Annotated in this window: 26 protein-coding genes and 12 tRNA genes; 27 read left to right on the top strand and 11 right to left on the bottom strand. The window is 35.6% G+C overall.

The window, feature by feature from the left end:
- Nucleotides 1–9: 9 nt before the first annotated feature.
- From rplI to EL158_RS06765, 8 genes are all read left to right on the top strand, one after another.
- Nucleotides 10–453, top strand: a complete 444-nt coding sequence (gene rplI, locus EL158_RS06800; protein ID WP_027304838.1) for a 50S ribosomal protein L9 — start codon at nt 10–12, stop codon at nt 451–453.
- The gene (hslV, locus tag EL158_RS06795) at nt 453–998 is read left to right on the top strand and encodes an ATP-dependent protease subunit HslV (protein WP_004277780.1); all 546 of its coding nucleotides are present in this window, start codon (nt 453–455) and stop codon (nt 996–998) included. The genes rplI and hslV overlap by 1 nt, the downstream gene beginning before the upstream one ends.
- Nucleotides 995–2,314 carry an ATP-dependent protease ATPase subunit HslU gene (hslU, locus tag EL158_RS06790; protein WP_027304839.1) on the top strand — a complete coding sequence of 440 codons (1,320 nt, stop codon included), beginning with the start codon at nt 995–997 and terminating at the stop codon, nt 2,312–2,314. The genes hslV and hslU overlap by 4 nt, the downstream gene beginning before the upstream one ends.
- Entirely contained in the window at nt 2,311–3,186 is an 876-nt protein-coding gene (gene era / locus EL158_RS06785; protein ID WP_027304840.1) for a GTPase Era, read from the top strand. The genes hslU and era overlap by 4 nt, the downstream gene beginning before the upstream one ends.
- A complete protein-coding gene (locus tag EL158_RS06780) occupies nt 3,176–4,273 on the top strand; it encodes a hypothetical protein (RefSeq protein WP_027304841.1) in 1,098 nt (365 codons plus the stop codon). Before era ends, EL158_RS06780 begins: the two co-directional genes overlap by 11 nt.
- Complete coding sequence (locus EL158_RS06775; protein ID WP_027304842.1) at nt 4,266–4,820, top strand: hypothetical protein; 555 nt, start codon at nt 4,266–4,268, stop codon at nt 4,818–4,820. Before EL158_RS06780 ends, EL158_RS06775 begins: the two co-directional genes overlap by 8 nt.
- A gap of 106 nt (nt 4,821–4,926) precedes the next feature.
- Nucleotides 4,927–6,480: a peptide MFS transporter gene (locus tag EL158_RS06770; RefSeq protein ID WP_027304843.1), complete on the top strand. Its 1,554-nt coding sequence runs from the start codon at nt 4,927–4,929 to the stop codon at nt 6,478–6,480.
- Nucleotides 6,481–6,490: 10 nt separating this feature from the next.
- Nucleotides 6,491–8,272 carry an aminopeptidase P family protein gene (locus EL158_RS06765; RefSeq protein WP_027304844.1) on the top strand — a complete coding sequence of 594 codons (1,782 nt, stop codon included), beginning with the start codon at nt 6,491–6,493 and terminating at the stop codon, nt 8,270–8,272.
- Here the strand turns inward: EL158_RS06765 and EL158_RS06760 are convergent.
- Nucleotides 8,265–9,428, bottom strand: a complete 1,164-nt coding sequence (locus EL158_RS06760; RefSeq protein WP_027304845.1) for an MFS transporter — start codon at nt 9,426–9,428, stop codon at nt 8,265–8,267. The genes EL158_RS06765 and EL158_RS06760 overlap by 8 nt on opposite strands.
- A gap of 3 nt (nt 9,429–9,431) precedes the next feature.
- The gene (gene mltG, locus EL158_RS06755; protein WP_027304846.1) at nt 9,432–10,427 is read right to left on the bottom strand and encodes an endolytic transglycosylase MltG; all 996 of its coding nucleotides are present in this window, start codon (nt 10,425–10,427) and stop codon (nt 9,432–9,434) included.
- On the opposite strand from mltG, the gene EL158_RS06750 reads away from it, so the two are divergent.
- Nucleotides 10,342–12,897: a YhdP family protein gene (locus EL158_RS06750; RefSeq protein WP_027304847.1), complete on the top strand. Its 2,556-nt coding sequence runs from the start codon at nt 10,342–10,344 to the stop codon at nt 12,895–12,897. The two genes, mltG and EL158_RS06750, sit on opposite strands and share 86 nt — an antisense overlap.
- A 4-nt stretch (nt 12,898–12,901) precedes the next feature.
- Here EL158_RS06750 and EL158_RS06745 read toward each other — a convergent pair.
- From EL158_RS06745 to folD, 9 genes are all read right to left on the bottom strand, one after another.
- A tRNA-Asp gene (locus EL158_RS06745) sits at nt 12,902–12,978 on the bottom strand.
- 13 nt (nt 12,979–12,991) lie between these two features.
- A tRNA-Val gene (locus EL158_RS06740) sits at nt 12,992–13,067 on the bottom strand.
- A 5-nt stretch (nt 13,068–13,072) separates the two neighbouring features.
- A tRNA-Arg gene (locus tag EL158_RS06735) sits at nt 13,073–13,148 on the bottom strand.
- Between the two features lie 13 nt (nt 13,149–13,161).
- Nucleotides 13,162–13,237 (bottom strand) — tRNA-Lys (locus tag EL158_RS06730).
- Nucleotides 13,238–13,242: 5 nt separating this feature from the next.
- Nucleotides 13,243–13,319, bottom strand: a tRNA-Asp gene (locus EL158_RS06725).
- A gap of 13 nt (nt 13,320–13,332) precedes the next feature.
- Nucleotides 13,333–13,408 (bottom strand) — tRNA-Val (locus EL158_RS06720).
- A 5-nt stretch (nt 13,409–13,413) separates the two neighbouring features.
- A tRNA-Lys gene (locus EL158_RS06715) sits at nt 13,414–13,489 on the bottom strand.
- A 116-nt stretch (nt 13,490–13,605) separates the two neighbouring features.
- Nucleotides 13,606–14,433 carry a signal peptidase I gene (lepB, locus tag EL158_RS06710; protein ID WP_027304848.1) on the bottom strand — a complete coding sequence of 276 codons (828 nt, stop codon included), beginning with the start codon at nt 14,431–14,433 and terminating at the stop codon, nt 13,606–13,608.
- Between the two features lie 8 nt (nt 14,434–14,441).
- Nucleotides 14,442–15,299 carry a bifunctional methylenetetrahydrofolate dehydrogenase/methenyltetrahydrofolate cyclohydrolase FolD gene (gene folD, locus EL158_RS06705; protein ID WP_027304849.1) on the bottom strand — a complete coding sequence of 286 codons (858 nt, stop codon included), beginning with the start codon at nt 15,297–15,299 and terminating at the stop codon, nt 14,442–14,444.
- Between the two features lie 148 nt (nt 15,300–15,447).
- Here folD and EL158_RS06700 point away from each other — a divergent pair, with 148 nt between their 5' ends.
- The 18 genes from EL158_RS06700 to rplL all read left to right on the top strand — a co-directional run bounded on the left by EL158_RS06700 (nt 15,448) and on the right by rplL (nt 23,374).
- The gene (locus EL158_RS06700; RefSeq protein ID WP_027304850.1) at nt 15,448–16,149 is read left to right on the top strand and encodes an amino acid ABC transporter permease; all 702 of its coding nucleotides are present in this window, start codon (nt 15,448–15,450) and stop codon (nt 16,147–16,149) included.
- Nucleotides 16,142–16,798: an amino acid ABC transporter permease gene (locus EL158_RS06695; RefSeq protein ID WP_027304851.1), complete on the top strand. Its 657-nt coding sequence runs from the start codon at nt 16,142–16,144 to the stop codon at nt 16,796–16,798. The genes EL158_RS06700 and EL158_RS06695 overlap by 8 nt, the downstream gene beginning before the upstream one ends.
- Nucleotide 16,799: 1 nt before the next feature.
- The gene (locus tag EL158_RS06690; protein ID WP_027304852.1) at nt 16,800–17,537 is read left to right on the top strand and encodes an amino acid ABC transporter ATP-binding protein; all 738 of its coding nucleotides are present in this window, start codon (nt 16,800–16,802) and stop codon (nt 17,535–17,537) included.
- Nucleotides 17,538–17,553: 16 nt separating this feature from the next.
- Nucleotides 17,554–17,928, top strand: coding sequence for a glycosyltransferase family 25 protein (locus tag EL158_RS06685; protein WP_027304853.1), 375 nt, complete (start codon nt 17,554–17,556; stop codon nt 17,926–17,928).
- A 161-nt stretch (nt 17,929–18,089) separates the two neighbouring features.
- Nucleotides 18,090–18,344: a hypothetical protein gene (locus EL158_RS06680; RefSeq protein ID WP_027304854.1), complete on the top strand. Its 255-nt coding sequence runs from the start codon at nt 18,090–18,092 to the stop codon at nt 18,342–18,344.
- Between the two features lie 46 nt (nt 18,345–18,390).
- Nucleotides 18,391–18,466: transfer RNA gene (locus tag EL158_RS06675), tRNA-Thr, on the top strand.
- A gap of 50 nt (nt 18,467–18,516) precedes the next feature.
- A tRNA-Tyr gene (locus EL158_RS06670) sits at nt 18,517–18,601 on the top strand.
- A gap of 7 nt (nt 18,602–18,608) precedes the next feature.
- A tRNA-Gly gene (locus tag EL158_RS06665) sits at nt 18,609–18,685 on the top strand.
- 92 nt (nt 18,686–18,777) lie between these two features.
- Nucleotides 18,778–18,852: transfer RNA gene (locus tag EL158_RS06660), tRNA-Thr, on the top strand.
- A 68-nt stretch (nt 18,853–18,920) separates the two neighbouring features.
- Entirely contained in the window at nt 18,921–20,120 is a 1,200-nt protein-coding gene (gene tuf, locus EL158_RS06655) for an elongation factor Tu (RefSeq protein WP_004277763.1), read from the top strand.
- 47 nt (nt 20,121–20,167) lie between these two features.
- A complete protein-coding gene (rpmG, locus tag EL158_RS06650; RefSeq protein WP_004275236.1) occupies nt 20,168–20,326 on the top strand; it encodes a 50S ribosomal protein L33 in 159 nt (52 codons plus the stop codon).
- Nucleotides 20,327–20,338: 12 nt separating this feature from the next.
- Nucleotides 20,339–20,414, top strand: a tRNA-Trp gene (locus EL158_RS06645).
- Nucleotides 20,415–20,430: 16 nt separating this feature from the next.
- A complete protein-coding gene (secE, locus tag EL158_RS06640; RefSeq protein ID WP_004275235.1) occupies nt 20,431–20,610 on the top strand; it encodes a preprotein translocase subunit SecE in 180 nt (59 codons plus the stop codon).
- Nucleotides 20,611–20,618: 8 nt separating this feature from the next.
- Complete coding sequence (gene nusG / locus EL158_RS06635; RefSeq protein WP_027304855.1) at nt 20,619–21,152, top strand: transcription termination/antitermination protein NusG; 534 nt, start codon at nt 20,619–20,621, stop codon at nt 21,150–21,152.
- A 22-nt stretch (nt 21,153–21,174) separates the two neighbouring features.
- Nucleotides 21,175–21,600, top strand: a complete 426-nt coding sequence (gene rplK, locus EL158_RS06630) for a 50S ribosomal protein L11 (protein WP_027304856.1) — start codon at nt 21,175–21,177, stop codon at nt 21,598–21,600.
- Between the two features lie 55 nt (nt 21,601–21,655).
- Nucleotides 21,656–22,357 (top strand): 50S ribosomal protein L1, encoded by a 702-nt coding sequence (rplA, locus tag EL158_RS06625; protein ID WP_027304857.1) that lies wholly within the window; start codon nt 21,656–21,658, stop codon nt 22,355–22,357.
- A 143-nt stretch (nt 22,358–22,500) separates the two neighbouring features.
- On the top strand, nt 22,501–22,983 hold the full coding sequence (rplJ, locus tag EL158_RS06620) for a 50S ribosomal protein L10 (protein ID WP_027304858.1): 483 nt from the start codon (nt 22,501–22,503) through the stop codon (nt 22,981–22,983).
- Nucleotides 22,984–22,996: 13 nt separating this feature from the next.
- Nucleotides 22,997–23,374, top strand: coding sequence for a 50S ribosomal protein L7/L12 (rplL, locus tag EL158_RS06615; protein WP_004277759.1), 378 nt, complete (start codon nt 22,997–22,999; stop codon nt 23,372–23,374).
- Nucleotides 23,375–23,435: the final 61 nt, after the last annotated feature.

The raw sequence follows: 23,435 nt of genomic DNA, 5'->3' as shown, positions 1-23,435 counted from the left end.
GGAAAAGTGATGAAGGTATTATTAATCAAAGATGTTAAAAGTTTAGGTAAGGCTGGAGAGGTCAAGGAAGTCAAGGACGGCTATGGGCAGAATTTTCTCATCGCTAAAGGTTTTGCTAAAGCCGCTACAAATGAAGTTTTAAGAAAATATGAAAGCGATAAGAAAAAAGAAGCGGAAAATTTGCGTTTTGAGCTTGCGAATTTAGAAAAGCTTAAAAATGAGCTTTCTAAAATCACACTTGAAATTTCAAAACCTGTGGGGGCAAATGGGTCTTTATTTGGCGGGGTTACGAAAGAGGACATTGCTCTTGCTTTAAAAGAGCAAAAAAATATAGAGCTAGATAAAAAAAGCCTAGAATGTGAAATGATTAAAACGCTAGGTATTCACAACATAAGCGTAAAGCTAGGACACGCTATCCACGCGGAATTTAAAATTGAAGTTAAGGCGGAGTAATGTTTCACGCTACAACGATATTAGCTTATAAGGGTAAAAATAAATCCGTCATCGGTGGCGATGGACAAGTAAGCCTTGGGAATACGGTAATGAAAGGCAATGCCGTCAAAATCCGTAAATTAAACAATGGCAAGGTTTTGGCAGGTTTTGCAGGTAGCACGGCGGACGCCTTTAATCTCTTTGATATGTTTGAAAATTTGCTCCAAAGCTCTAAGGGCGACTTGCTTAAAGCGGCGATTGATTTTTCTAAAGAGTGGCGTAAGGATAAGTATTTAAGAAAGCTTGAAGCTATGATGCTCGTGCTTGATAGAAAGCACATTTTTTTACTTTCTGGCACGGGTGATGTTTTAGAACCTGAGGATAATCAAATTGCAGCCATAGGAAGTGGGGGAAATTACGCACTTTCAGCGGCAAGGGCTTTAAAAAAACACGCACAAAATTTAGACGAAGAAGAACTTGTCAAATCAAGCCTTCAAATCGCAGGTGAAATTTGTGTTTATACAAATACAAACATTAAAACTTATGTAATTGAGGATGAAAAATGAATTTAACCCCTAAAGAAATTGTTAAATTTTTAGATGATTATGTCATAGGGCAGAAAAAGGCGAAAAAAATCATCGCCATAGCCCTAAGAAACCGCTACCGCAGAATGAGACTAAGCCCCGAACTTCAAGATGACATTATGCCTAAAAATATTTTAATGATAGGCTCAACGGGCGTGGGTAAAACGGAGATCGCGAGGCGTTTAGCTAAGATGATGGGCTTTCCCTTCATCAAAATCGAAGCGAGTAAATATACAGAAGTGGGCTTTGTAGGGCGTGATGTCGAAAGTATGGTAAGAGACCTAGCAAATGCGGCTTTAAATTTAGTCAAAAACGAGCAAAGAGAGAAAAATCAAGATAAAATCGAAGCTTATATTGAAGATAAAATTTTAGAAAAGCTTTTACCGCCTCTTCCTAAAGGCGTGAGTGAGGAAAAACAAGAAGAGTATCAAAACAGCCTTGAAAAAATGCGAACAAAGCTTAAAAATGGGGACTTAGATGAAAGTGTTATCGAGCTTGAAATTTCGCAAAATATGTTCGATACTAATCCTAATCTCCCCCCTGAAATGAGTGCAATGCAAGATATGGTAAAAGTCATAGGCGTAGGCAGTAAAAAAGTCAAAAAAGAGATGAAAATCAAAGACGCTAGAAATACCCTTAAAAGCGAGGCAAGTGATAAAATTTTAGACACAGAAAACATTAAAAGTGAGGCTTTAAGGCGTGTGGAAAATGAGGGGATTATCTTTATCGATGAGATAGATAAAATCGCCGTTTCAAGCGGAAATTCTAATCGTCAAGACCCTAGTAAAGAGGGCGTTCAAAGGGACTTACTTCCCATAGTAGAAGGCTCAAGTGTGCAAACTAAGCTAGGAATTGTAAAAACCGATCATATTCTTTTCATCGCTGCGGGGGCTTTTCATCTTAGCAAACCAAGCGACTTAATCCCAGAACTTCAAGGACGCTTTCCTTTAAGAGTGGAGCTTGATAGCCTTGATGATGAGGCTTTATATGCCATTTTAACCCGTCCTAAAAACTCCCTTTTAAAGCAATATGTAGAGCTTTTAAAAACGGAGGATTTAAGCTTAGAATTTGACGATGAGGCTATAAGAGAGATCGCTAAAATCGCTTCAAGAGCCAATGAAGAAATGCAAGATATAGGTGCTAGAAGACTGCATACGGTAATAGAAAAATTACTTGAGGACTTAAGTTTTGAGGCTGATGAGTATGCTGGTAAAAGCTTCATTGTGGATAAAAAGATGGTTGAAGAAAAATTAAGCTCTATTGTAGAAAATAAAGATTTAGCGAGGTATATTTTGTGAAAAGTGGCTTTATAAGCCTCATAGGTCGCACAAATGCAGGTAAAAGCACACTGATTAATTCCTTACTTGAGGAAAAAATCGCCCTTGTTTCTCACAAACAAAACGCTACAAGACGCAAAATCAAAGCCATAGTAATGCAAGGAGATAATCAGCTCATTTTCATCGATACGCCCGGTCTTCACGAAAGCAAAACTTCTTTTAATCAGCTTTTAATCCAAAGTGCGTTAAAGGCTATGAAAGATTGTGATGTCATCGTTTTTGTGGCGAGTATTTTTGATGAAATAAGTGATTATGAAAAATTCCTTGCTTTAAAGCCGCAAATTCCGCACATTGTCGTGCTAAATAAGGTCGATTTAGCTAAAAATGAGGAAGTGCTTCAAAAATTAAGCGAATATGCGAAATTTAGCGGAGATTTTCAGGCTATTTTGCCTTATTCTTGTAAGCAAAAAAGTTATAAAAAAGCCCTTTTAGATGAAATTGTAAAACTTCTTCCTTCTCACACACATTTTTATGATAGCGAATTTCTAACGCCAAGTAGCGAAAAAGAGCTTTTTAGAGATTTTATTTTAGAGAGTTTGTATGAAAATTTAAGCGACGAGCTGCCTTATTGTAGTGAGATTTTAATGCAAAATGTAAAAGAAAAGCCACATCTTCTTATTATCCACGCACAAATTATCACCGACACAAATTCTCACAAAGCAATGATTATAGGAAAAGAGGGAGCGACTCTTAGAAGAATAGGGCAAAAAGCAAGGATTAAGATAGAAAATTTAACGCAAAAAAAGGTGCTTTTAAAACTCTTTGTTGTGGTAAAAAAGGCTTGGCAAAAAGATGAAAATTTTCTAAAAAAAATGCTAGAGTATGAAGAATAAAAAGCGTGAATTTATAGAGTTTGACAAGCTTTTTTATGCGAAGAAAAATGGGCGGTTAGAAAATGATGTATTGTTTGAAAGTGTCGTGGAGGAGCTTCATTTAAATAATGCTTTTGAATATCAAATGAGTGTTTTTAGGGAAAATGAAAACGCTCATATTTTCTTAACACATATTAAAAATTTAGACAAAAAAGAAAGCGTTTATCCCCAGCCTCTTATCTTTAGTATGCTTTATCCAAAGTGGGTTAAAGAGAAAAAATTTTGCGTTGTATTTTTTGGAGAAACATTAAGCTTTATAAGTTATTTTAAAAATGGCTATTTTACAGGGCTTAAAAATTTACCGCAATTTAGCTTGAGGGATTTAGATTTGAAAGAAAATAAGGATCTTTTCTTTCAAAATTATGGAATTTTAGAGCTTTTAGAGCAAAATGATTTAGTGCTAAGCGTCAATGATAAATTCGCTTTTGGCGTGTGGCTTAGTGGGTATCATAGGCATTTAAGCGTGGAGAGCTTTTTCAAAGAAGAGCCACAAAAGACGCTTTGCTCTCTTTGTCATTTTTCTAATGAGACAGATTTTATTAAAAAAAATGAATTGAATTTAAAGCCTTTTATTTTGGCTTTTTTATTATTTTCTTTTTGTTTTTTAGGGACTTTGGGCGTTTTATTTTGGAAAGATTATCCTAAATACACTCAAAATAAAATCACCAAACAAAATAATGAAAATTTAAAAACCGATTTAAAAAAACTCAATGAGAATCTTTTCATTTTGGAGGAAAATTTAAAAGATTTGAATCGAACTTATAAAAACAATACGCTTTTATTAAGACAAAATGAAGAGCTTTTAGCGGCTTTAGCGATACACTTTAAAAAAGATGAAGCGAAAAGTCTTAAGCTTTATGAAATTTTTAGCTTTCTTAATCAAAATGGACTTAAAATTTCTTCGTTAAGCTTAAAAGATAGCATTAGACTGGTTTTTAACGCGGAAAATGATTATATAAAGGCTTTGGAAAAAATAGAAAAAAACAATATGTTTGAAATTATCAATGCAAATTCTAAGGAACTCATTTTGGAGTTAAAAAATGAGTAGTTTGGTAGCATTTTTGGAAAATTTAAATTTAAGAGAAAAGATACTTTTTGCTATTTTGCTAGGATTTTTAGGGATATTTTTGGCATTTAAGTTATATGAGAGTTTTTCTGGGAGATTTTTGGAGGAAATTATAGGTCTAAATGGCGAGACTTTATTGGAAAGAAAATCGCAAATTAAGCATTTAGAAAATATAGAAAAAAACCTTAAAATAGAACTTAAGGAGCAAAATTTAAAGCTTGAAGAGGGGCTTGGAAAAATTGCATTTTTTAGTAAAAATTATGAGGATTATTTGGATTTTATAGAATTGTTAAGTAGGAAGCATCATTTATTGATTAACCATCTGCAAAATACTTATAAAGATGAAAAATTATTGCAAAAACATTTTTTAGATTTAGAGTTGAGTGGCGATTTTTTAAAACTTTTGCTATTTATTTATGAGCTTGAGAATTCGAATTTTGCTTTCAAATTTGAAAGTATAGAATTGCAAAATGCAAAAGCCCTAAGTTTAAGCCTCCATTTAAATTTAACATTAATCACTTTAAAATAAATATGTAAAATCGTAACAACTTAAAATAATTTCATCTAAAATATTACTAAAATCTACATTTTTTTATTATAATTAAAATGATTATCGAATAATAAAAGGAAGTGGTATGAAACAAGAACAAAATACACAAAAACTCGATAAAGCATTTTTAGGGCATCCTAAGCCTTTATTTGCTTTGTCTGCAACTGAACTTTGGGAGAGATTTTCTTTTTATGGAATTCGTCCTTTACTTGTGCTTTTTATGACAGCGACCCTGCTTAGTGGCGGACTTGGTATGAGTAAGGAAGAGGCTTCGGCAATTGCTGGAATTTTTGGCGGTTGTATTTATTTAGCAGCTTTACCGGGTGGCTGGATAGCGGATAATTATTTAGGACAGAAAAGAGCCGTTTTTATAGGCTGTGTAGTTATAGCTTTGGGACATTTGAGTATAGGGCTTTCTTATTTTAATACAGCTTTATTTTTCGTGGGCTTAGGGCTTATAGTCATAGGCACGGGACTTTTTAAAACCTGCTCTTCGGTTATGGTGGGTATGATGTATGATAAAAAAGACCCTAGACGCGATTCTGGTTTTACCATTTTTTATATGGGGATTAATATAGGTGGTTTTATAGCACCTTTGGTTACGGGCTTTTTACAAACGCAATATGGCTGGCATTTGGGCTTTGGAGCGGGGGGCATTGGTATGCTTATCGCACTTTTGATTTTTGCCTTTAAAGCTGTGCCTGATTTTAAAGAATTTGATGAAAAAGTCGGTATGGACGAGGCTTGGGATAAGGCGACAAAATATAATAAAAACGCTCCTTATTTCATCGCGGTGTTTTTCATCGCTCTTGTAGGTATCGCTATCTTAAGTGTGAGTGGCGTTATCAATCTTAATCCTGTTGCGATTGCAAAAAGTATGACTATGGTAATTTTATGGTGTGCGGGTTTTTATTTTCTTTATCTATTTTTTCTTTCATCTTTGACTAAAGATGAGAAGAAAAATTTGATTCTTTTTGTTATATTATTTTTTGCGGCGGCTGTGTTTTGGTCTGTTTTTGAGCAACAATACACAACTTACAATTTTTTCGCCGATAAACTTACTGACAAAATGGTTCTAGGCTATGAAATTCCAACCGTGTGGTTTCAATCTATCAACGCACTCTTTATTATTCTTTTAGCACCTGTAATTGGGGGCATTTGGGTCTTTTTGGCAAAAAGAAATTGTGAGTTTTCTTCTTTGACTAAATTCTCTTTGGGCTTGATCGGTGCTGGAGTGGGCTTTTTGATTATGGCTTTTGCGGCAGGTAGTATCATTTCAAATAATGGTGGCGTAGAAAATGCTACAAATGCTGTGGCTAGTGGAAGTGCGATTTTAGCTTCTCCTTGGTGGATTGTGGCTAGCTTTTTGTTTTTAACGCTTGGTGAGCTTTGTCTTTCTCCTGTGGGCTTGTCCATTATGACTAAGATCGCTCCGGGTGCTATAAAATCGCAAGTTATGGGACTTTGGTTTGTAAGCATTTCAGTGGGTAATGTTTTAGCGGGGCTTATAGGAGGACACGCTAATGAAGAAAATTTAGCAACTTTACCTGATTTATTTTATCAATGTGTGTGGATTTTATTTGCTGTGGCTGCGGTGCTTTTAGTTTTTAAAAATTTTGTGAAAAAATTAGAAAATTAAAGGGAAAAAGATGAATATCTTTGCAAAAAGGGTAGGAAAATTACGCGAAGCTATGCAAGAAAAGGGCTTAGATGCCTATCTTGTCGTGAGTGCTGATCCGCATTTGAGCGAGTATTTAAGTGATTATTATAAAGTTAAGGATTATTTAAGTGGCTTTCAAGGCTCTGTGGGGACTTTAGTTTTCACACAAAAAGAAGCGTATTTATGGGTTGATGGGCGTTATTGGCTTCAGGCACAAAAGCAGCTTGAGGGAAGTGGTGTAGTTTTGCAAAAGCAAGATAAAGAAAACACTTTTCAAAATTGGCTTAAGAAAAATTTAAAACAAGGTCAAATTTTAGGCAGTGATTTTGCCGTGCTTAATCTAGCTCTTAAGAAAGAGCTAGAGGACTTTTGCACACTTAAGCATTGCGATTTAATCGCCTTAATGTGGAGTGATCGCCCCTCTTTACCTAAGGCTCAAATTTACGCTCACGAAAAGGCATATTGTGCCTTAAGTGCTAAAGAAAAAATAGCTTTAGTCCGTCAAAAAATGTGTGAATTAGGAGCGGAAAATCATCTCATCTCAAGTCTTGATGATATTGCTTATCTTACAAATTTAAGGGGTGCGGATGTAGAGTATAATCCTGTGTTTTTAAGTCATTTATTAATTAAACAAAATGAAACTTTGCTTTTTGTCGATGAGGGTAAAATTTCTAGTGCTTTAAAAGAAGAGCTTAAGAGTGAGGGAATTTTAATTTGTGCTTATGAGAGTGTCATTAAAGAGTTAAAAAGCTTGGAAAATACAACCTTATTGATTGAGCCAACTAGAATGACAGCCTTACTTGTGGAAGCTTTAAATTCTAGCGTTAAGCTTGTAGAGGAGATTAATCCTAGCACACATTTAAAGGCGGTTAAAGGTGCAAGGGAAATTTCTCACATAGAAGATGCGATGGTAGAAGATGGCGTGGCTTTGTGTCGTTTTTTTGCGTGGCTTGAAGAGGCTTTAGAACAAAAGCAAAAAATTAATGAAGTCGATATAGATACGCGCATTACGGAATTTAGAGCTAAAAGTCCTTTTTATATTAGTAATAGCTTTGCGACCATAGCAGCTTTTAAGGGCAATGGTGCTTTTCCACATTATAAAGCAGAGAGGCAAAACTGCTTAGATATTGAGGGAGACGGCTTTTTGCTTATCGATTCTGGGGGGCAGTATAAAAATGGCACGACAGACATTACTAGGGTTGTGCCTGTGGGTGTTTTGTGTGAGGAGCAAATTCACGATTACACTCTTGTCTTAAAGGCACATATTGCCATTTCTAGAGCAATTTTTCCTAAAAATATTGCTATGCCTTTACTTGATGCTATTACAAGGCAGCCTTTGTGGGAGGAGCAGCTTGATTATATTCACGGAACAGGACACGGAGTGGGCTATTTTTTAAATGTTCACGAGGGTCCGCAAGTGCTTTCATACTTTGCTCCTGTGCTTGAAAAAACAAGGGCTAAAGAAGGTATGCTTACCTCCATAGAACCGGGGATTTATAAGGCGGAAAAATGGGGTGTGAGACTTGAAAATTTAGTTGTTAATACTAAGGTAGAAAATCCTAAAAACTCAGCCTATGGTGAATTTTTATATTTTAAACCTGTTACACTTTGCCCTTTTGAGCTTAGTTGCATTGATGTAAATTTACTTGACGAAAAAGAAAAAAAATGGCTTAATGCTTATCATCAAAAAGTAAAAGAAAAGCTTGCTCCACGCCTTCAAGATGAGCCTAAAGCACTTAAATGGCTAGAGACAAGGACGAAAGCTATTTAAAACTTATTTTATCAGCTTTGTAGGCAAGGTAGCCAAAGATATTAACACCTATGCCTACAAAAACTAAAAGCAAAATTCCCCAAGAAAAAGTATGAAAAATATCACGCAATAAGCCTATAATCCAAGGTGCTTGTGCGGCGATTAAATAACCACATCCTTGAGCAAAAGCCGAAAGCTTGGTGGCGATTTTAGCATTTTGACTTTTTTGTGCGATGAAAAGCAAGGCTATGCCAAAAACTCCACCCCAAGGAATTCCTATAATAAAGGCACTTAAAAGCACCATAAAAGCACTATCAAAGGCATAAAGTATGAAAAGAGCCACCACATATAAAGCACATAAGCTTGCAATATAGCTTGTGTGAAATTTAAGTGGAAGTTTGCCTAAAAGTAAGGGTCCAAAAAGCGAAACGGGTAGAGCTACGAGCTGAGCAAGTAAAACGGCATTAGTAGCGAAATTTTTATCAAAACCTTTTTCCGTGATGAAAAGCACATACCAAAAAAATAAAGCATAGGCTATGAAGCTTTGCATTCCCATAAAAAGTGTGATTTTCCAGGCGGTTTTGTGAGTGTGGAGTTTGATTTTAAGTGAAATTTTGCTTTTTTTGCGTTTAATTCTGCCATTTTTCATTTGTGGGTAATAGGCAAAAAGAGCAATTAAAGCAAAAATAAGCCAAAAAGCCATAGCTTCAGGCACTTCAAAAAGCTTTAAAAGCGGACTTGCAAGGGCTATGCCAGAAATGGAGGAAACGCTTAAAACAAGGCTGTAAATTCCCATTAAGGAGGAAATTTGATTGGGAAATTTTTCCTTAATGAAACTAGGAAGTAAAACATTTGCAAAGGCTATACCACAGCCTAATAAAAACATACCGCTAAAAAGCCCCAAAAGTCCAAAATAAGAGCGGATTAATTCTCCCATTATGATTAAAAGTAAGGCGACAATAATAGCCTTAAGTGGTGAAAAATAGCCAACCAAAAAAGAAATGGTCCCAAAGGCTACGAGGGGTAGAGCTGTTAAAATACCAGCAAAGGTAGAATTAAGTGTGTAAAAATTTGCGATAATGTCAATCACAGGTCCTATTGAGGTAATAGGAGAGCGGAGGTTAAAGGCTATGATGATAACGATGAAAAGATTAAGCCAAAAAATCTTTTTTTGCATTATTTATCTTTGTTCTTTGATGACTTTATTATGATCATTTAAATTTGTTGTGAAGATGTGTTTTTTTGTCTTTTTATCGCGCATAAAATATAAATAATTTGTTTTTTGTGGGAAAATCGCCGCACGAATCGCCGCTAAAGAGACATTGCACACGGCTTCCTTAGGCAGACCTTCGAATTTGTAAGTATTATAAGGGCTATTATCCTCTCTTATTCTTTGGGGCGTGATTTTAGCATGAGAATAAATGCCGTAATTTAAAGTCCCGTCCATTTGTAGTTTCATGCCAATTTTAAGTCTATTATAAATCACACTAGCGACTACGGGCATTTCCTCTTCACTTGCAGCTTCTTTTTGAATCACTGAAGCGGTGATGATGTATTGATGCCATTTTTTAGCGTTATATTCACCAAAAATTTTTTCCGCCGTTTTTTTATGCTGATTATGTGCGTAAGAAAGCAGAATTTGTATAAGTAAGTCTTCTGTAATGCCTTTTGGAATTTTGTAAGTTTCAGGGTAAAAAACGCCTTCTTCATAAGGGGCTTGTTTTTTAAATTCGGCTAAAAGTTTTTCTTTATTTAAATCTAATTTTTGTGCGGCAAGATCTAAAAATACTACGCTAGTTTCGCCCGGGATTAAAGTGAGGATTTGTAGGGCTGCCTTTGAAATGGTAAGCTTGTGTAAAAATTCGGCTCTATTTAGGGGCTTTGTGCCTATATTAATCCAGCCTGATTGTGGATGTCCTAGCAAAAAGAGGACATATTTATCAATCGCACTTAATTCGTAATGATTTTGCCTTAAATGTGTTATAATTTGTCCTACTGAGCCTTTAGGGATATGAACGACAGAATTGCTCGGCAAGGGTTGGATAAGATAAAACCCAAGCCCTAGAGTAAAAATTAAAAAGAAGTTGCGTATGAAAAAGAAAATTTTATATTTTATATTAGGGATTTTAGGATTAATATTTATCGCATTTTTAGTGCTTAAAAACGGAATTTCCATCTCAAGTGTCCAATTTGATTTTTTAAAATTGGAGCAATTATATATAAAAATGGATAAAAAATTAATAGTGAGAGCAAAAAATATTATCATTAATGAAAATAATCTTTCTGTAAATTCTAATAAAAACAATCAAAATTTCGCCTCTAAAGAACTTTTAAAAATTACGAAGAATTTGAAATATCTTTATACTTTTGTTGAGGAGATAAATGTAGAAAATCTCGTTTTTGACAAACATAAGGTGCAAATTTATTTTGATGGTAAGGAATTTTTTGTCGATGGAGATTTATTTTTTTTAAAGCTTGATTTAAAGCGTGAAAAAGATGAGCTTAAGGCACAAATTCAAAAGCTTTTCGTAAAAGAATATGGCATTAATATAGCGGGTGATTTAAATATCAATGCAAAAAGCGAATTTTATCATTTAAAAGCGAGGGCAGATTCTTCTTTTTTAGATTTTAATACCACTTTATCTTTTAAAAATGGGCAGCTTTCTTATAAAATTGAAGATATGAATCTTAAAAATATCAATCTTTTATCAAAACACATAAAAAAACAAATTCAGCTTCCAAAGGAGCTTGACCTATGGCTTTTTGAAAGAGCTAAGGCGGAATTTTATCATTTGGATTTTTTGGAGGGTTTTGCAGATTTTTCCAAAAAAGAGTATTATTTAGATGAACTTAAGGCAAAGGGCTTTGCGAAAAATGTATCGGTGCGTTTAGATGAGAAAATGACGCCCATTACTATCCCTAATCTTACTATCAATTTTTCTAAACAAAAGCTTGATTTAAATTTTGCAAAAGCAAGTTATAACGGAGCAAATTTAAGTGAAAGTAAGGTGTATTTGTATGATTTGCTGGATTCTAAAAAAGCAGGAATTTACCTTTTGATTAAAAGTGGGGCGGTCGTTTTTGATGAAAAATTAGCCAATGCTTTGAAAAATTATGATTTTTCTTTGCCTTTTTATCAAAAAAGTGGCAAAACAAGCGGAAGCGTGGAATTAAAAATAGGCTTTAATGAAAATGCAAAAACTTTTTATAAGGGCGATTTGACCTTAAGTAATGCCGCACTTTCTTTGGCAAATTTTAATATCAACTCCGCCTCAGTGCAATTTCACAATGGTCAATTAAATATCAATGCAAATGGAGTTAGTAACGATTTTTTAAGTGCAAATTTAAAAGCAAATATCGATTTAGAGCAAAAAAATGGCGTGTTTGACACGGAGCTTTTAAGGCTTTACTATGATGATTATTTTGATATGAGAAATCAAAATGTGAAATTTAATCTAGATTATAAAGAAGCGGTGAAGCTTTATATCCCCGCGTGGAATGCAAATTTAAATTTTAGCGAAGGGCTAGAGCTAACTTTAGAAAATTTACAAATTTTTATGCCTTATTTGAGTGTAGCAAAAAGTTTAGGATTAAGGGATATTAGGCGTTTGCATTATAAGAGTAGGAATTTTAATGATTTTAATGTAAGCATTGATGAGGCGAGTTTTGAGAAGCGTTTTTTAATCAATGCAAAAGAGCCTTATACTAGCGACAGCTTCGAAATTCAAAGTTTGGGAGGGAATTTAACACTGCGTTCAAAAAGCAACTTAATAAGTGCGACTTTCACTCCAGCTTTAAAAGAATTGCATTTTAAAAATCTCACTTATCTTTACGAAAAGGGAGAAAGCGAAAAAAGCTTTGCTTTGGAGACAAATCCATATCATATTAAAATAGGTGGAGCAAATGTGGGCATTATTCTTTTAGATATGAATAAAACTTTATCATTTGAACGCTTGGAAGCCTCTTTAAATAAAGCTGTGCTAAATGCTAGTGCAAGTAGTGGCAAAACGCAAATTTCTTTTCATAAATCTCCTGAAAGATTAAGCCTTATAGCAAATGATATGAGCGATGAATTTTTAAACACTTTTTTACAAAAAAATGCCTTTAAAGAAGGTGTTTTTAATGTCAAGGCTGAGGGAAGTAGCGATGAGTTTTTTGAGGGAGAATTTGGGGTTAAAAATACTTATGTTAGGGATTTAAAGGGGATTAATCAGCTGGTTTCTTTTATAGATACTGTGCCGTCTTTAGTGATGTTTAGGGCACCAACTTTTAATCAAAAAGGACTTCATATACAAGATGGTAAAGTGCTATTTAATCGTAAAAAAGACCTACTTAGCTTCACTGCGATTAATCTTAATGGCGATAGTGTGGATTTATTTGGCTTAGGAAGTGCAAATTTGAGACTTAATAGTCTAGATTTAAATTTAGAGCTTAAGACTTTAAAGTCGGCTTCTGATACCATCTCTAAAGTGCCGATTTTAAATTATGTGATTTTAGGGAAAAATCAAGAAATTAGCACAAATATCAAAGTCAATGGTTCGCTTGATGACCCTAAATTTCAAACTCAAATTCTAGCTGATACGCTTAAAACACCCTTTAATCTTATAAAAAATGTTATACAACTTCCTGTGAATTTGTTTAATTAAACTATGGCGCAGCGGACGGGACTCGAACCCGCGACCTCCGCCGTGACAGGGCGGCATTCTAACCAGCTGAACTACCGCTGCACCTAAGAAGCAATGGTGGTCGCTATAAGACTCGAACTTATGACATCCACCTTGTAAGGGTGGCGCTCTACCAACTGAGCTAAGCGACCAAATTTGGCGACCCTTAGAGGATTCGAACCTCTGTTTCCACACAGAGAGAGTGTTGTCCTGGGCCACTAGACGAAAGGGTCAAACCCTATAAAGTGGTGTCCCCTGTTGGATTCGAACCAACGGCCCCCTCCTTAAAAGGGAGATGCTCTACCGGCTGAGCTAAGGAGACATAAATGGCGCAGCGGACGGGACTCGAACCCGCGACCTCCGCCGTGACAGGGCGGCATTCTAACCAGCTGAACTACCGCTGCACCTAAGAAGCAATGGTGGTCGCTATAAGACTCGAACTTATGACATCCACCTTGTAAGGGTGGCGCTCTACCAACTGAGCTAAGCGACCCAAAATGGTGTCCCCTGTTGGATTCGAACCAACGGCCCCCTCCTTAAAAGGGAGATGCTCTACCGGCTGAGCTAAGGAGACAAATAAAAGAAGTGATTATGCCAAAAAGTTCTTTAATTTGTCAAGTATTTTTCATTTTTTCATCAGTTTTTTAAGCGTTTGGTGTAAAAAGGAGCAATTTATCAATCGCTCCTTGACTAGCTTAAAGTATCCCCACTATCATCATCTTTGATGAATTTTTCTTCATTTTCTAGGCTATCTACGAAGCGACCTATCCTTTCCCAGCGTATATTATAGTTTTTGTCAAAGGACATATACACAAACCAAGGCTGTCCTACGATGAGTTTATAAGGCACAGAACCCCAAAAACGACTATCCGAAGAAAAGTCCCTATTATCTCCCATCATAAAATATTCATTTTCTGGCACATCGAAAACATAAGCATTCCCAAGTTCTTTAAGATTAATTTTCGTCATAGCAAACTGCCCTAAGAGAGCATATTTTTCTATAAGATCATCCATATTAACTTGCTCTTCATAGTGAATTCCCTTTTGTTTATAAGGCTCTTTGACAAAAAGTCGTCCGCCAAGTTTTATAAGGTCATCTTTGGGATAATTTTCTCGCATAAAATTCTCTCCCTCACTCATACTCACATAAAGCGTTTTATTTGCATAAATAACCCTATCATTACCCTTAGCTACGCAGCGTTTAACAAAATGAATTTTTTCATCGTGAGGGTATCTAAAAACGACTATATCTCCTCTTTTAGGACCATCTCCGCTAATCAAATGTCCATCATCATCAAAATCTGGTAAAATAGGAATTTCAAGCCAAGGAATATGCGGAGTAGGAATTCCGTAGCTAAATTTTTTCACAAAAAGCATTTCTCCAACTAAAAGGCTATTTTTCATCGAACCACTAGGGATAATAAAGGCTTGTACAAAGAAAAAAATCACAAGCAATACAAAAATAATCGTCCCAGTCCAAGAATTAAAAAAAGTATAAAATTTTTTAAGAAAATTCATAATGATCCTTAAATTTGAGGATTTAAAAGTCTATTTTTGGCGGATTTAATAGTATTTTCAAGTAGCATCGCGATTGTCATAGGTCCTACACCGCCAGGAACGGGACTTATGAAACTTGCTTTTTTGGAGACTTTGTCAAAATCGACATCGCCCACTAAGTGATTGTCAATGCGGTTAATCCCCACATCAACAACTATAACTCCCTCTTTCACCATATCTTCTTTGAGTAAATTCACGCAGCCCGCGGCGACTATGATTAAGTCCGCTTTTTGCGTATAAAAACTTAAATCCTTTGTTTTAATATGGCAAATGCTTACACTCGCTCCAGCGTTTAAAAGCATTGTTGCCATAGGGCGACCGACTATGTTTGAAGCGCCGATAACAACGGTATCTAAACCTTCAAGATCTATTTCGTAGGCTTTTAAAAGCTTCATCACTCCTAAAGGTGTGCAGGGTAAAAAGCCGCTTTCGATACCTAAATTTAAATAGCCTACATTGATAGGATGAAAGCCATCGACATCTTTAGAGCTTAATATGCTTTCTAAAATGACATTTTTATTAATGTGCGGTGGTAGAGGGAGCTGGACTAAAATACCATGCACACTATCATCGTAATTGAGAGTGTTAATGAGGGCTAAAAGTTCATTTTGCGTAGTGTTAAAATCTAATTTATAAACTAAAGATTTAATCTCACACACTTCGCACGCTTTTGCTTTAGCATTGACATAGCTTTGACTTGCCGCATCATTGCCGACCAAAATAACTGCCAAGCAAGGCTCAACGCCCTTAGTTTTCAGTGTCAAACTCATATTTTTAAGCTCGTCTTTTATTTTAAGACTTAAAGCCTTGCCATCAAGCAAAATCATCTTTATCCTTATACCTTGATAATATTTTGCGAGATTATAATGCAAAATAGCAAATTTAAAGCAAATTAAACTTTTTTCATAAGAATTTCGCAACAAATTTTTGCTACAATCTAAGACTTAAAATGATTGTTAAATTTGTAGGGAAAAGATGGATTTTCACTTTATACTGACGCATATTCCTGCTTTTGTCGAGGCGGCTTGGCTGACCTTAAAACTTAGTTTTTGGGGTGTCGTATTTTCTTTAATTATAGGCTTTTTTTGCGTTTTAATGCACTTTTTTAAGCTCAAGTTTATGAGAAATTTATGCCAAATTTACATAGAATTTTCGCGCAATACCCCTCTTTTAATCCAGCTTTTCTTTTTGTATTATGCCTTACCAAAATTAGGATTTCATCTTGAAACTATCTTTCCTTTAAATTTATTGTGTCTTAGTGTAGATGAGAGCTTAAGACCTGCCTTTGCTTGTGCGATTGTGGGGCTTAGTTTTTTGGGTGGGGCTTATATGGCAGAAGCCTTAAGGGCAGGTTTTGAATCTGTTAAAAAACAACAATTTGAAGCAGGACTTAGCCTTGGTTTTAGTGCTTTTGGAAATTTGCGTTATGTGATTTTGCCTCAAGCTTTGGCGGTAGCGATGAGTGGAATCAGCGCTAATATCATCTTTCTAATTAAAGAAACTTCGGTCGTTAGCATTATTGCTTTACCCGATTTGGTAACTTTGATGAAAAGCTTAAATTCACTAACTTATAAGACAGACGAGCTTTTATTTATGCTATTTATGGGTTATTTGTGTCTTATTTTACCACTTTCTTTAATGCTTTCTTTTGTGGAAAAAAGGCTAAGATATGCTTGAAATTTTAAATATAAATAGCCTTACTAGACTTGGTGAGGGGCTTTTCATCACGCTTGAAATTTCTTTTGTGAGCATTGTTATCACTTCTTTTGGTGGGCTTTTGCTTGGGATTTTGATGAGTCTTAAGAATTCTTATATTTATGTAATTTGTCGTTTTGGCTTGGAATTTGTGCGTGTGATGCCGCTTTTAGTGTGGCTTTTTATTGTATATTTTGGCTTTTCAAGGTGGCTTGGACTTGATTTAAGTAGCGTAGCAGCGTCTATTATTGTTTTTAGTATTTGGGGGAGTTTTGAAATGATGGATTTAGTGAGAAGTTCCCTACAAAGCATACCCAAACATCAATACGAATCCGCCGCCGCACTGGGTTTAACCCCTTTACAAGCCTATATTTACATTATTATTCCTCAAGCCTTAAGAAGACTCACTCCTCTTAGTATGAATTTACTCACGCGTATGATAAAAAGCACGACTTTTGCCTATTTAATCGGTGCGGTGGAGCTTGTAAAAGTAGGGCAGCAAATCATAGAATTTCATAATCAAAATGATTTTGCGCCCTTTGTGATTTATGGATTAATTTTTATGCTTTATTTTGTGATTTGTTATCCTGTGTCCTTGTATGCTAGGACTTTAGAAAAAAAGTGGGGTTAAAATGCGTGTATTAAAAATAGAAAATTTAGTGAAATTTTACGGCACACACAAAGCTTTAAACAATATCAATTTAGAGGTGAATCAAAAGGAAGTCGTGGTGATTTTAGGACCTAGTGGCTGTGGGAAATCGACCCTACTTCGTTGCATTAATGGACTTGAGGAGATTGCCTCTGGGGCGATTTATATCGATGGAGAGAAAATTACTAAAGACTATAAGCACTGGACTAAAATGAGGCAAAAAGTGGGTATGGTGTTTCAATCTTACGAGCTTTTTGAACATTTAAGCGTTAAGGAAAATATTTTACTTGGACCCTTAAAGGTGCAAAAAAGAGCTAAAGATGAGGTTTTAAACGAGGCTAAAATTTGGCTTGAAAAAGTGGGACTTTTACACAAACTTGAGGCGTATCCAAGGGAGCTTAGTGGGGGACAAAAGCAACGCATAGCCATCGTTAGAAGCCTTTGTATGAATCCTATGCTAATGCTTTTTGATGAGGTTACCGCTGCGCTTGACCCTGAAATCGTTAGAGAGGTTTTGGAGGTGATGTTAAATTTGGCTAAAGAGGGTATGACTATGCTTATTGTTACGCACGAAATGGGCTTTGCTAAGGCTGTGGCAGATAAAATCGTCTTTATGGATAATGGCGAGATAGTCGAAATTTCTAAGCCCGAAGAATTTTTTCAAAGCCCAAAAACCCAGAGAGCGAAGAAATTTTTAAATCTTTTTGATTTTCATCAATGATTTTATAAGGGAAAGTATGAAAATTTTTATTATCAATTTAAAAAGAAGCTTGGAGCGTAAAAAGCTTATGCAAAAACAAATAGAAAGATTTTTTGAAAATTATCCAAATTTAAAAGATGAGATAAGCTTTGAATTTTTTGAAGCCATAGATGCGAAAATAAAAGAAAATATGGAAAAATTTGCCTCTTATTTTCCTAAATTTCGTTCTCTTGCTTTTTGTGGTAGAGGAGGGGGTTGTGGCATTTTAGATACTGAACTTGCTTGCTTTGCAAGTCATCTTAGCCTATGGCAAAAATGTGTAGAGCTTAATGAGGCGGTCTTGATTTTAGAAGATGATTTTTATTTTGAAGGGGGGGGAGGGGGGACTTCGCCGAATTTCTTAACTTTTTAAAAGAGATCCCTTATGAATTTGTAAAAGTTAAATTCCGCAATTACGGCTATAAGCACATTAAGGATAAACTTTATCTTTGTGAAAAAAGATTTTCTTTTGGTGCTTTTGCCTATTATATCAAGCCTAGTGCCGCATTAAAATGGCTTGATAATTTAAAAAAGATGTATTATCCTGTCGATTTTTATACAGATATGTTTTATATCCACAAGGTTATGAGTTATATTTGGGTTGGTGAAAACTTTAGTCTTAAAATTCCAGAAAACGAGGGGAGTGTCATCGGTTCTCAAGTTAAAAGTCGATTTTTCTTTATAGCTAAATTAGCAAGACCTTTTTGGAAGCTTTATTGGCATTTGCGTTTTTATGTTTTTTTCTTAATGAAGTCTTTAAAATCACAAAATTTAAGATTGCCTTTCTAGTTCTTGACAAAAAATTTTTTTTAAGGTAGAATTGCGATTTTTATTTGCTGGTTTAGCTCAGTTGGTAGAGCAGCTGCCTTGTAAGCAGCAGGTCGGGGGTTCAAGTCCCTTAACCAGCTCCATTGAATTTTAGCAGTGTTTGACCAGATATCGTTTTTAGCGTTATTTTTTAGGTGAGTTACTCAAGTGGCCAACGAGGGCAGACTGTAAATCTGCTGGCTTTGCCTTCCGTGGTTCGAATCCACGACTCACCACCATAGCTTTGCGGGAGTAGCTCAGTTGGCTAGAGCATCAGCCTTCCAAGCTGAGGGTCGCGGGTTCGAGTCCCGTTTCCCGCTCCAAAGTTTGACTGGGAGCTGTATTTATAAAACTTACAGAATTTCCCTATTAAAGAGTTTTTAGTTGTCTATTTTTATGTGCGATTTTTCTGAGCGCTCGTATGGCTCAGAGGTAGAGCACTCCCTTGGTAAGGGAGAGGTCGCGGGTTCAATTCCCGCTATGAGCTCCATAATTTGAAAAAATTTCAATGAATTTAGACTTGCCTTTGCTTATTTAATTTTTATACGGAGGAATAAAATGGCTAAAGAAAAATTTTCTCGTAACAAGCCACATGTAAATATTGGTACTATTGGTCACGTAGATCACGGTAAAACTACTCTAACAGCGGCTATTTCTGCTGTTTTGTCAAGAAGAGGTTTGGCTGAGCTTAAAGATTATGATAATATCGACAATGCTCCAGAAGAAAAAGAACGCGGTATTACCATTGCAACTTCTCATATTGAGTATGAGACAGAAAATCGTCACTATGCTCATGTGGATTGTCCGGGACACGCCGACTATGTTAAAAATATGATTACAGGTGCGGCACAAATGGACGGAGCGATTTTGGTTGTTTCTGCTGCTGATGGTCCTATGCCACAAACTAGAGAGCACATTTTGCTTTCTCGTCAAGTGGGTGTTCCTTATATCGTAGTTTTTATGAATAAGGCTGATATGGTTGATGATGCAGAGCTTTTAGAATTGGTTGAAATGGAAATTAGAGAACTTTTAAGCTCTTATGATTTCCCAGGTGATGACACTCCTATCATTTCCGGTTCTGCTCTTCAAGCCTTAGAAGAGGCTAAGGCGGGACAAGATGGCGAGTGGTCAGCTAAGATTTTAGAGCTTATGAAGGCAGTTGATGAGTATATCCCAACTCCTGTTAGAGATACTGAAAAAGACTTCTTGATGCCTATCGAAGATGTTTTTTCAATTTCTGGTCGTGGAACTGTTGTAACAGGTAGAATTGAAAAAGGTGTGGTTAAAGTCGGCGATACTATTGAGATAGTGGGTATCAAAGATACTCAAACTACAACAGTTACAGGCGTTGAGATGTTTAGAAAAGAAATGGATCAAGGTGAGGCTGGCGATAATGTCGGTGTGCTTTTAAGAGGAACAAAAAAAGAAGATGTTCTTCGTGGTATGGTTCTTGCAAAGCCTAAATCTATCACTCCTCATACTGATTTTGAAGCAGAAGTTTATATTCTAAATAAAGATGAGGGCGGTCGTCATACTCCATTTTTTAACAACTATCGTCCGCAGTTTTATGTAAGAACGACTGATGTAACTGGTTCTATTAAATTAGCTGATGGTGTTGAGATGGTTATGCCGGGTGAAAATGTAAGAATTACGGTTAGCCTTATCGCTCCAGTTGCACTTGAGGAAGGAACTCGTTTTGCTATCCGTGAAGGTGGTAAGACTGTTGGTTCTGGTGTTGTTTCTAAAATTATCAAGTAAATTTAAAAAGCCAAGTTTATCTTGGCTTTATTTTTTAAGGAAAATAGATGAGAGTTAAAGTTGGTTTAAAGTGTGAAGAATGCGGCGATATTAATTATAGCACTTATAAAAATAGCAAAAATACTACGGAAAAATTAGAGCTTAAAAAGTATTGCCCGAGGTTAAAAAAACACACGCTTCATAAAGAAGTCAAGCTAAAAAGTTAAGCTTTGTGCCTTAGGGCAATAGCTCCAACGGTAGAGCGCCGGATTCCAAATCCGATGGTTGGGGGTTCGAATCCCTCTTGCCCTGCCATGATTGAGGTTTTATAATGGAAAAATTAGTAACTTATTTTAAATTATCAAAAGCTGAACTAAGGAAAGTGATTTTTCCTTTAAAAGAGCAAGTGAGAAATGCTTACATTACGGTATTTATCGTGGTAACTGTGGTTTCTTTGTTCTTGGCATTAGTGGATTGGATTATGTCCTCTATTGTTTCTTCCATAGTGTGAGGTGTTAGATGAGCGAACATAAATGGTATGCGATTCAAACTTATGCTGGTAGTGAAATGGCTGTGAAGAGGGCTATTGAGAATTTAGTTAAAGATAATAAAATTGAAGAGCGATTAAAAGAAATTGTCGTTCCAACCGAAGATGTGATTGAATTTAAAAATGGTAAAGAAAAGATTAGTGAAAGAAGTTTATATTCTGGATATGTTTTTGCAAACCTTAATTTAGACACAGAGCTTTGGCATCGTATTCAGTCTTTACCAAAGGTAGGGCGTTTTATAGGTGAGTCTAAAAACCCTACACCTTTAAGCGAAAAAGACATTAATTTAATCTTAGAAAAAGCTTATAATAAAGCTGCTCCTAAGCCTAAAATTTCTTTTGAAGAGGGCGAAAATGTAAGAATTATAGAGGGTCCTTTTGCAAATTTTACGGGCATAGTGGAAGAATATGATATGGTTCGTGGTTTATTAAAGCTTAATGTTTCTATTTTTGGGCGTTCAACACCAGTAGAAATTTTATATTCTCAAGTTGAGAAAGTTATTTAAATTTTTTAAAGGAGTATTGATTATGGCTAAAAAAGTCGTAGGCGAAATTAAATTACAAATCGCTGCTACAAAAGCGAATCCATCACCTCCTGTTGGTCCAGCTTTAGGTCAGCAAGGTGTTAATATTATGGAATTTTGTAAGGCTTTTAATGAAAGAACGAAAGATATGGCAGGTTTTAATATCCCTGTTGTTATCACAGTTTATGCAGATAAAAGTTTTACTTTTATTACTAAACAGCCTCCTGCTACGGATTTAATTAAAAAAGCAGCAGGGATTAGTAAAGGTGCGGACAATCCTCTTAAAAATAAGGTTGGTAAGCTAACTCGTGCGCAAGTTTTGGAAATTGTTGATAAGAAACTTGCAGATTTAAACACTAAAGATAGGGACCAAGCGGCAAAAATTATAGCAGGTTCGGCTCGTTCTATGGGTGTTGAAATCGTAGATTGATGAATCCTTACCGCTAGGATTGAAGCGGTAGCACTTTAAAATGCGGAGAAAATAAATGGCAAAAATTACAAAAAGATTACAAGAATTAACAAAAAAGATTGATTCTGAAAAAAATTATGTTTTAAATGAAGCTGTTGATGTGGTGAAAACTCTTGCTTCGGCTAAATTTGATGAAACGGTTGAAATTGCTTTAAAGCTTAATGTTGATCCAAGACACGCCGATCAAATGGTGCGCGGTTCTGTTGTTTTACCTGCTGGGACAGGTAAAAAAGTGCGTGTGGCTGTCATTGCAAAAGACGCTAAAGCCGATGAAGCACAAGCAGCTGGAGCGGATATAGTAGGAAGTGATGATTTGGTCGAGGAAATTCAAAAAGGCAATATGAATTTTGATGTTTTAATTGCTACACCAAATTTAATGGGTCTTGTTGGTAAAGTTGGTAGAATTTTAGGACCTAAGGGCTTAATGCCAAATCCTAAAACAGGCACAGTAACTATGGATGTCGCACAAGCTGTGCATAATGCAAAAAGCGGACAAGTTAATTTCCGTGTTGATAAGCAAGGAAATATCCACGCAGGACTTGGAAAAGTTAGCTTTACAAAAGAGAAGCTTTTGGAAAATATCAGCACTTTTGTTAAGGCGATTAATAAGCATAAACCAGCTGCTGCAAAGGGAAGATATATTAAAAATGCGGCACTTTCTTTAACGATGAGTCCATCTGTAAAGCTTGAAGTTCAAGAGCTTTTAGATATGAAATAAGAGTTGTGAAAACAACTCTTATAAATAAACATTTGAGAGAAAGATTTTCTTTGAAATGTTTATTTTAGATTGAAGATAGCCGAGGTCTTAGGACTTAAATGAGAAATCGCTCTGCTTGAAATCTCAATCGGAAAGGAGAAGATGTGACTAGAAGTGAAAAAGTGGAAGTTATCGCTAAGCTTGAGGAGAGTTTTAAGGCTAGTGAGGCTATTGTGGTGTGTAATTACAAGGGTCTTAGCACAAAAAAGCTTGAAGAGCTTAGAAATAACGCAAGAGAAAATGGTGTTGAAGTAAAGATTATTAAAAACACTTTGGCTAACATTGCTCTTAATAATTCCGGTAAAACAGGTTTAGTTCTTAAAGATACAAATATTTATCTTTGGGGCGAAGATCAACTAAGTGTTACTAAAGTCGCGGCGAAATTTGAAGAAAATAACGATTTATTTCAAATTAAAACCGCCTTTATTGATGGTGAAGTTGCGGATATTGCTAAGGTTAAAGCCTTGGCTAAAATGCCTTCACGCAATGAGTTGCTTGCTATGCTTTTGCAAGTTTGGAACGCACCGATTACAAATTTTACTATCGGTTTAAATGCGCTTAAAAATAAAAAAGAAACAGAAAATTAAAAAAGGATAAAAAATGGCAATTTCTAAAGAAGATGTATTAGAGTATATTTCAAATTTAAGTGTTCTTGAATTATCAGAACTTGTAAAAGAATTTGAAGAAAAATTTGGCGTTTCTGCTGCTCCTGTTATGGTAGCTGGCGGTGCTGCTGCTGGTGGCGGTGCTGCTGCAGCTGAGGAAAAGACTGAATTTGACATCGTTTTAACTGATAGCGGTGCGAAGAAAATCGAAGTTATTAAAATCGTTCGTGCTCTTACAGGTCTTGGTCTTAAGGAGGCTAAAGATGCAGTAGAGCAAACTCCTTCAACCTTAAAAGAAGGTGTTGCTAAAGCAGATGCCGAAGAAGCTAAAAAACAACTCGAAGAAGCTGGTGCTAAAGTTGAGTTAAAATAAACTTTGAAGTTTAAGGGAATTGTAAAATTCCCTTTTTTTACCTAAATTTTTTTAGGTCTTC

The organism is Campylobacter upsaliensis (assembly GCF_900637395.1).
Lineage (GTDB): Bacteria > Campylobacterota > Campylobacteria > Campylobacterales > Campylobacteraceae > Campylobacter_D > Campylobacter_D upsaliensis.
Note: the sequence above shows the minus strand (reverse complement) of the source record. Positions and strands in the feature narration are given on the sequence as shown.

Coding starts and splice junctions, on each gene's coding strand:
- tuf (WP_004277763.1), top strand. CDS start 18,921: ATGGCTAAAGAAAAATTTTCTCGTAACAAGCCACATGTAAATATTGGT.
- rplL (WP_004277759.1), top strand. CDS start 22,997: ATGGCAATTTCTAAAGAAGATGTATTAGAGTATATTTCAAATTTAAGT.
- EL158_RS06770 (WP_027304843.1), top strand. CDS start 4,927: ATGAAACAAGAACAAAATACACAAAAACTCGATAAAGCATTTTTAGGG.
- EL158_RS06780 (WP_027304841.1), top strand. CDS start 3,176: ATGAAGAATAAAAAGCGTGAATTTATAGAGTTTGACAAGCTTTTTTAT.
- rplI (WP_027304838.1), top strand. CDS start 10: ATGAAGGTATTATTAATCAAAGATGTTAAAAGTTTAGGTAAGGCTGGA.
- mltG (WP_027304846.1), bottom strand. CDS start 10,427: ATGGAAATTCCGTTTTTAAGCACTAAAAATGCGATAAATATTAATCCT.
- EL158_RS06750 (WP_027304847.1), top strand. CDS start 10,342: ATGAAAAAGAAAATTTTATATTTTATATTAGGGATTTTAGGATTAATA.
- rplA (WP_027304857.1), top strand. CDS start 21,656: ATGGCAAAAATTACAAAAAGATTACAAGAATTAACAAAAAAGATTGAT.
- lepB (WP_027304848.1), bottom strand. CDS start 14,433: ATGAATTTTCTTAAAAAATTTTATACTTTTTTTAATTCTTGGACTGGG.
- EL158_RS06760 (WP_027304845.1), bottom strand. CDS start 9,428: ATGCAAAAAAAGATTTTTTGGCTTAATCTTTTCATCGTTATCATCATA.
- rpmG (WP_004275236.1), top strand. CDS start 20,168: ATGAGAGTTAAAGTTGGTTTAAAGTGTGAAGAATGCGGCGATATTAAT.
- EL158_RS06775 (WP_027304842.1), top strand. CDS start 4,266: ATGAGTAGTTTGGTAGCATTTTTGGAAAATTTAAATTTAAGAGAAAAG.
- hslU (WP_027304839.1), top strand. CDS start 995: ATGAATTTAACCCCTAAAGAAATTGTTAAATTTTTAGATGATTATGTC.
- EL158_RS06690 (WP_027304852.1), top strand. CDS start 16,800: ATGCGTGTATTAAAAATAGAAAATTTAGTGAAATTTTACGGCACACAC.
- EL158_RS06685 (WP_027304853.1), top strand. CDS start 17,554: ATGAAAATTTTTATTATCAATTTAAAAAGAAGCTTGGAGCGTAAAAAG.
- hslV (WP_004277780.1), top strand. CDS start 453: ATGTTTCACGCTACAACGATATTAGCTTATAAGGGTAAAAATAAATCC.
- nusG (WP_027304855.1), top strand. CDS start 20,619: ATGAGCGAACATAAATGGTATGCGATTCAAACTTATGCTGGTAGTGAA.
- secE (WP_004275235.1), top strand. CDS start 20,431: ATGGAAAAATTAGTAACTTATTTTAAATTATCAAAAGCTGAACTAAGG.
- EL158_RS06695 (WP_027304851.1), top strand. CDS start 16,142: ATGCTTGAAATTTTAAATATAAATAGCCTTACTAGACTTGGTGAGGGG.
- folD (WP_027304849.1), bottom strand. CDS start 15,299: ATGATTTTGCTTGATGGCAAGGCTTTAAGTCTTAAAATAAAAGACGAG.
- rplK (WP_027304856.1), top strand. CDS start 21,175: ATGGCTAAAAAAGTCGTAGGCGAAATTAAATTACAAATCGCTGCTACA.
- EL158_RS06765 (WP_027304844.1), top strand. CDS start 6,491: ATGAATATCTTTGCAAAAAGGGTAGGAAAATTACGCGAAGCTATGCAA.
- EL158_RS06700 (WP_027304850.1), top strand. CDS start 15,448: ATGGATTTTCACTTTATACTGACGCATATTCCTGCTTTTGTCGAGGCG.
- EL158_RS06680 (WP_027304854.1), top strand. CDS start 18,090: ATGTATTATCCTGTCGATTTTTATACAGATATGTTTTATATCCACAAG.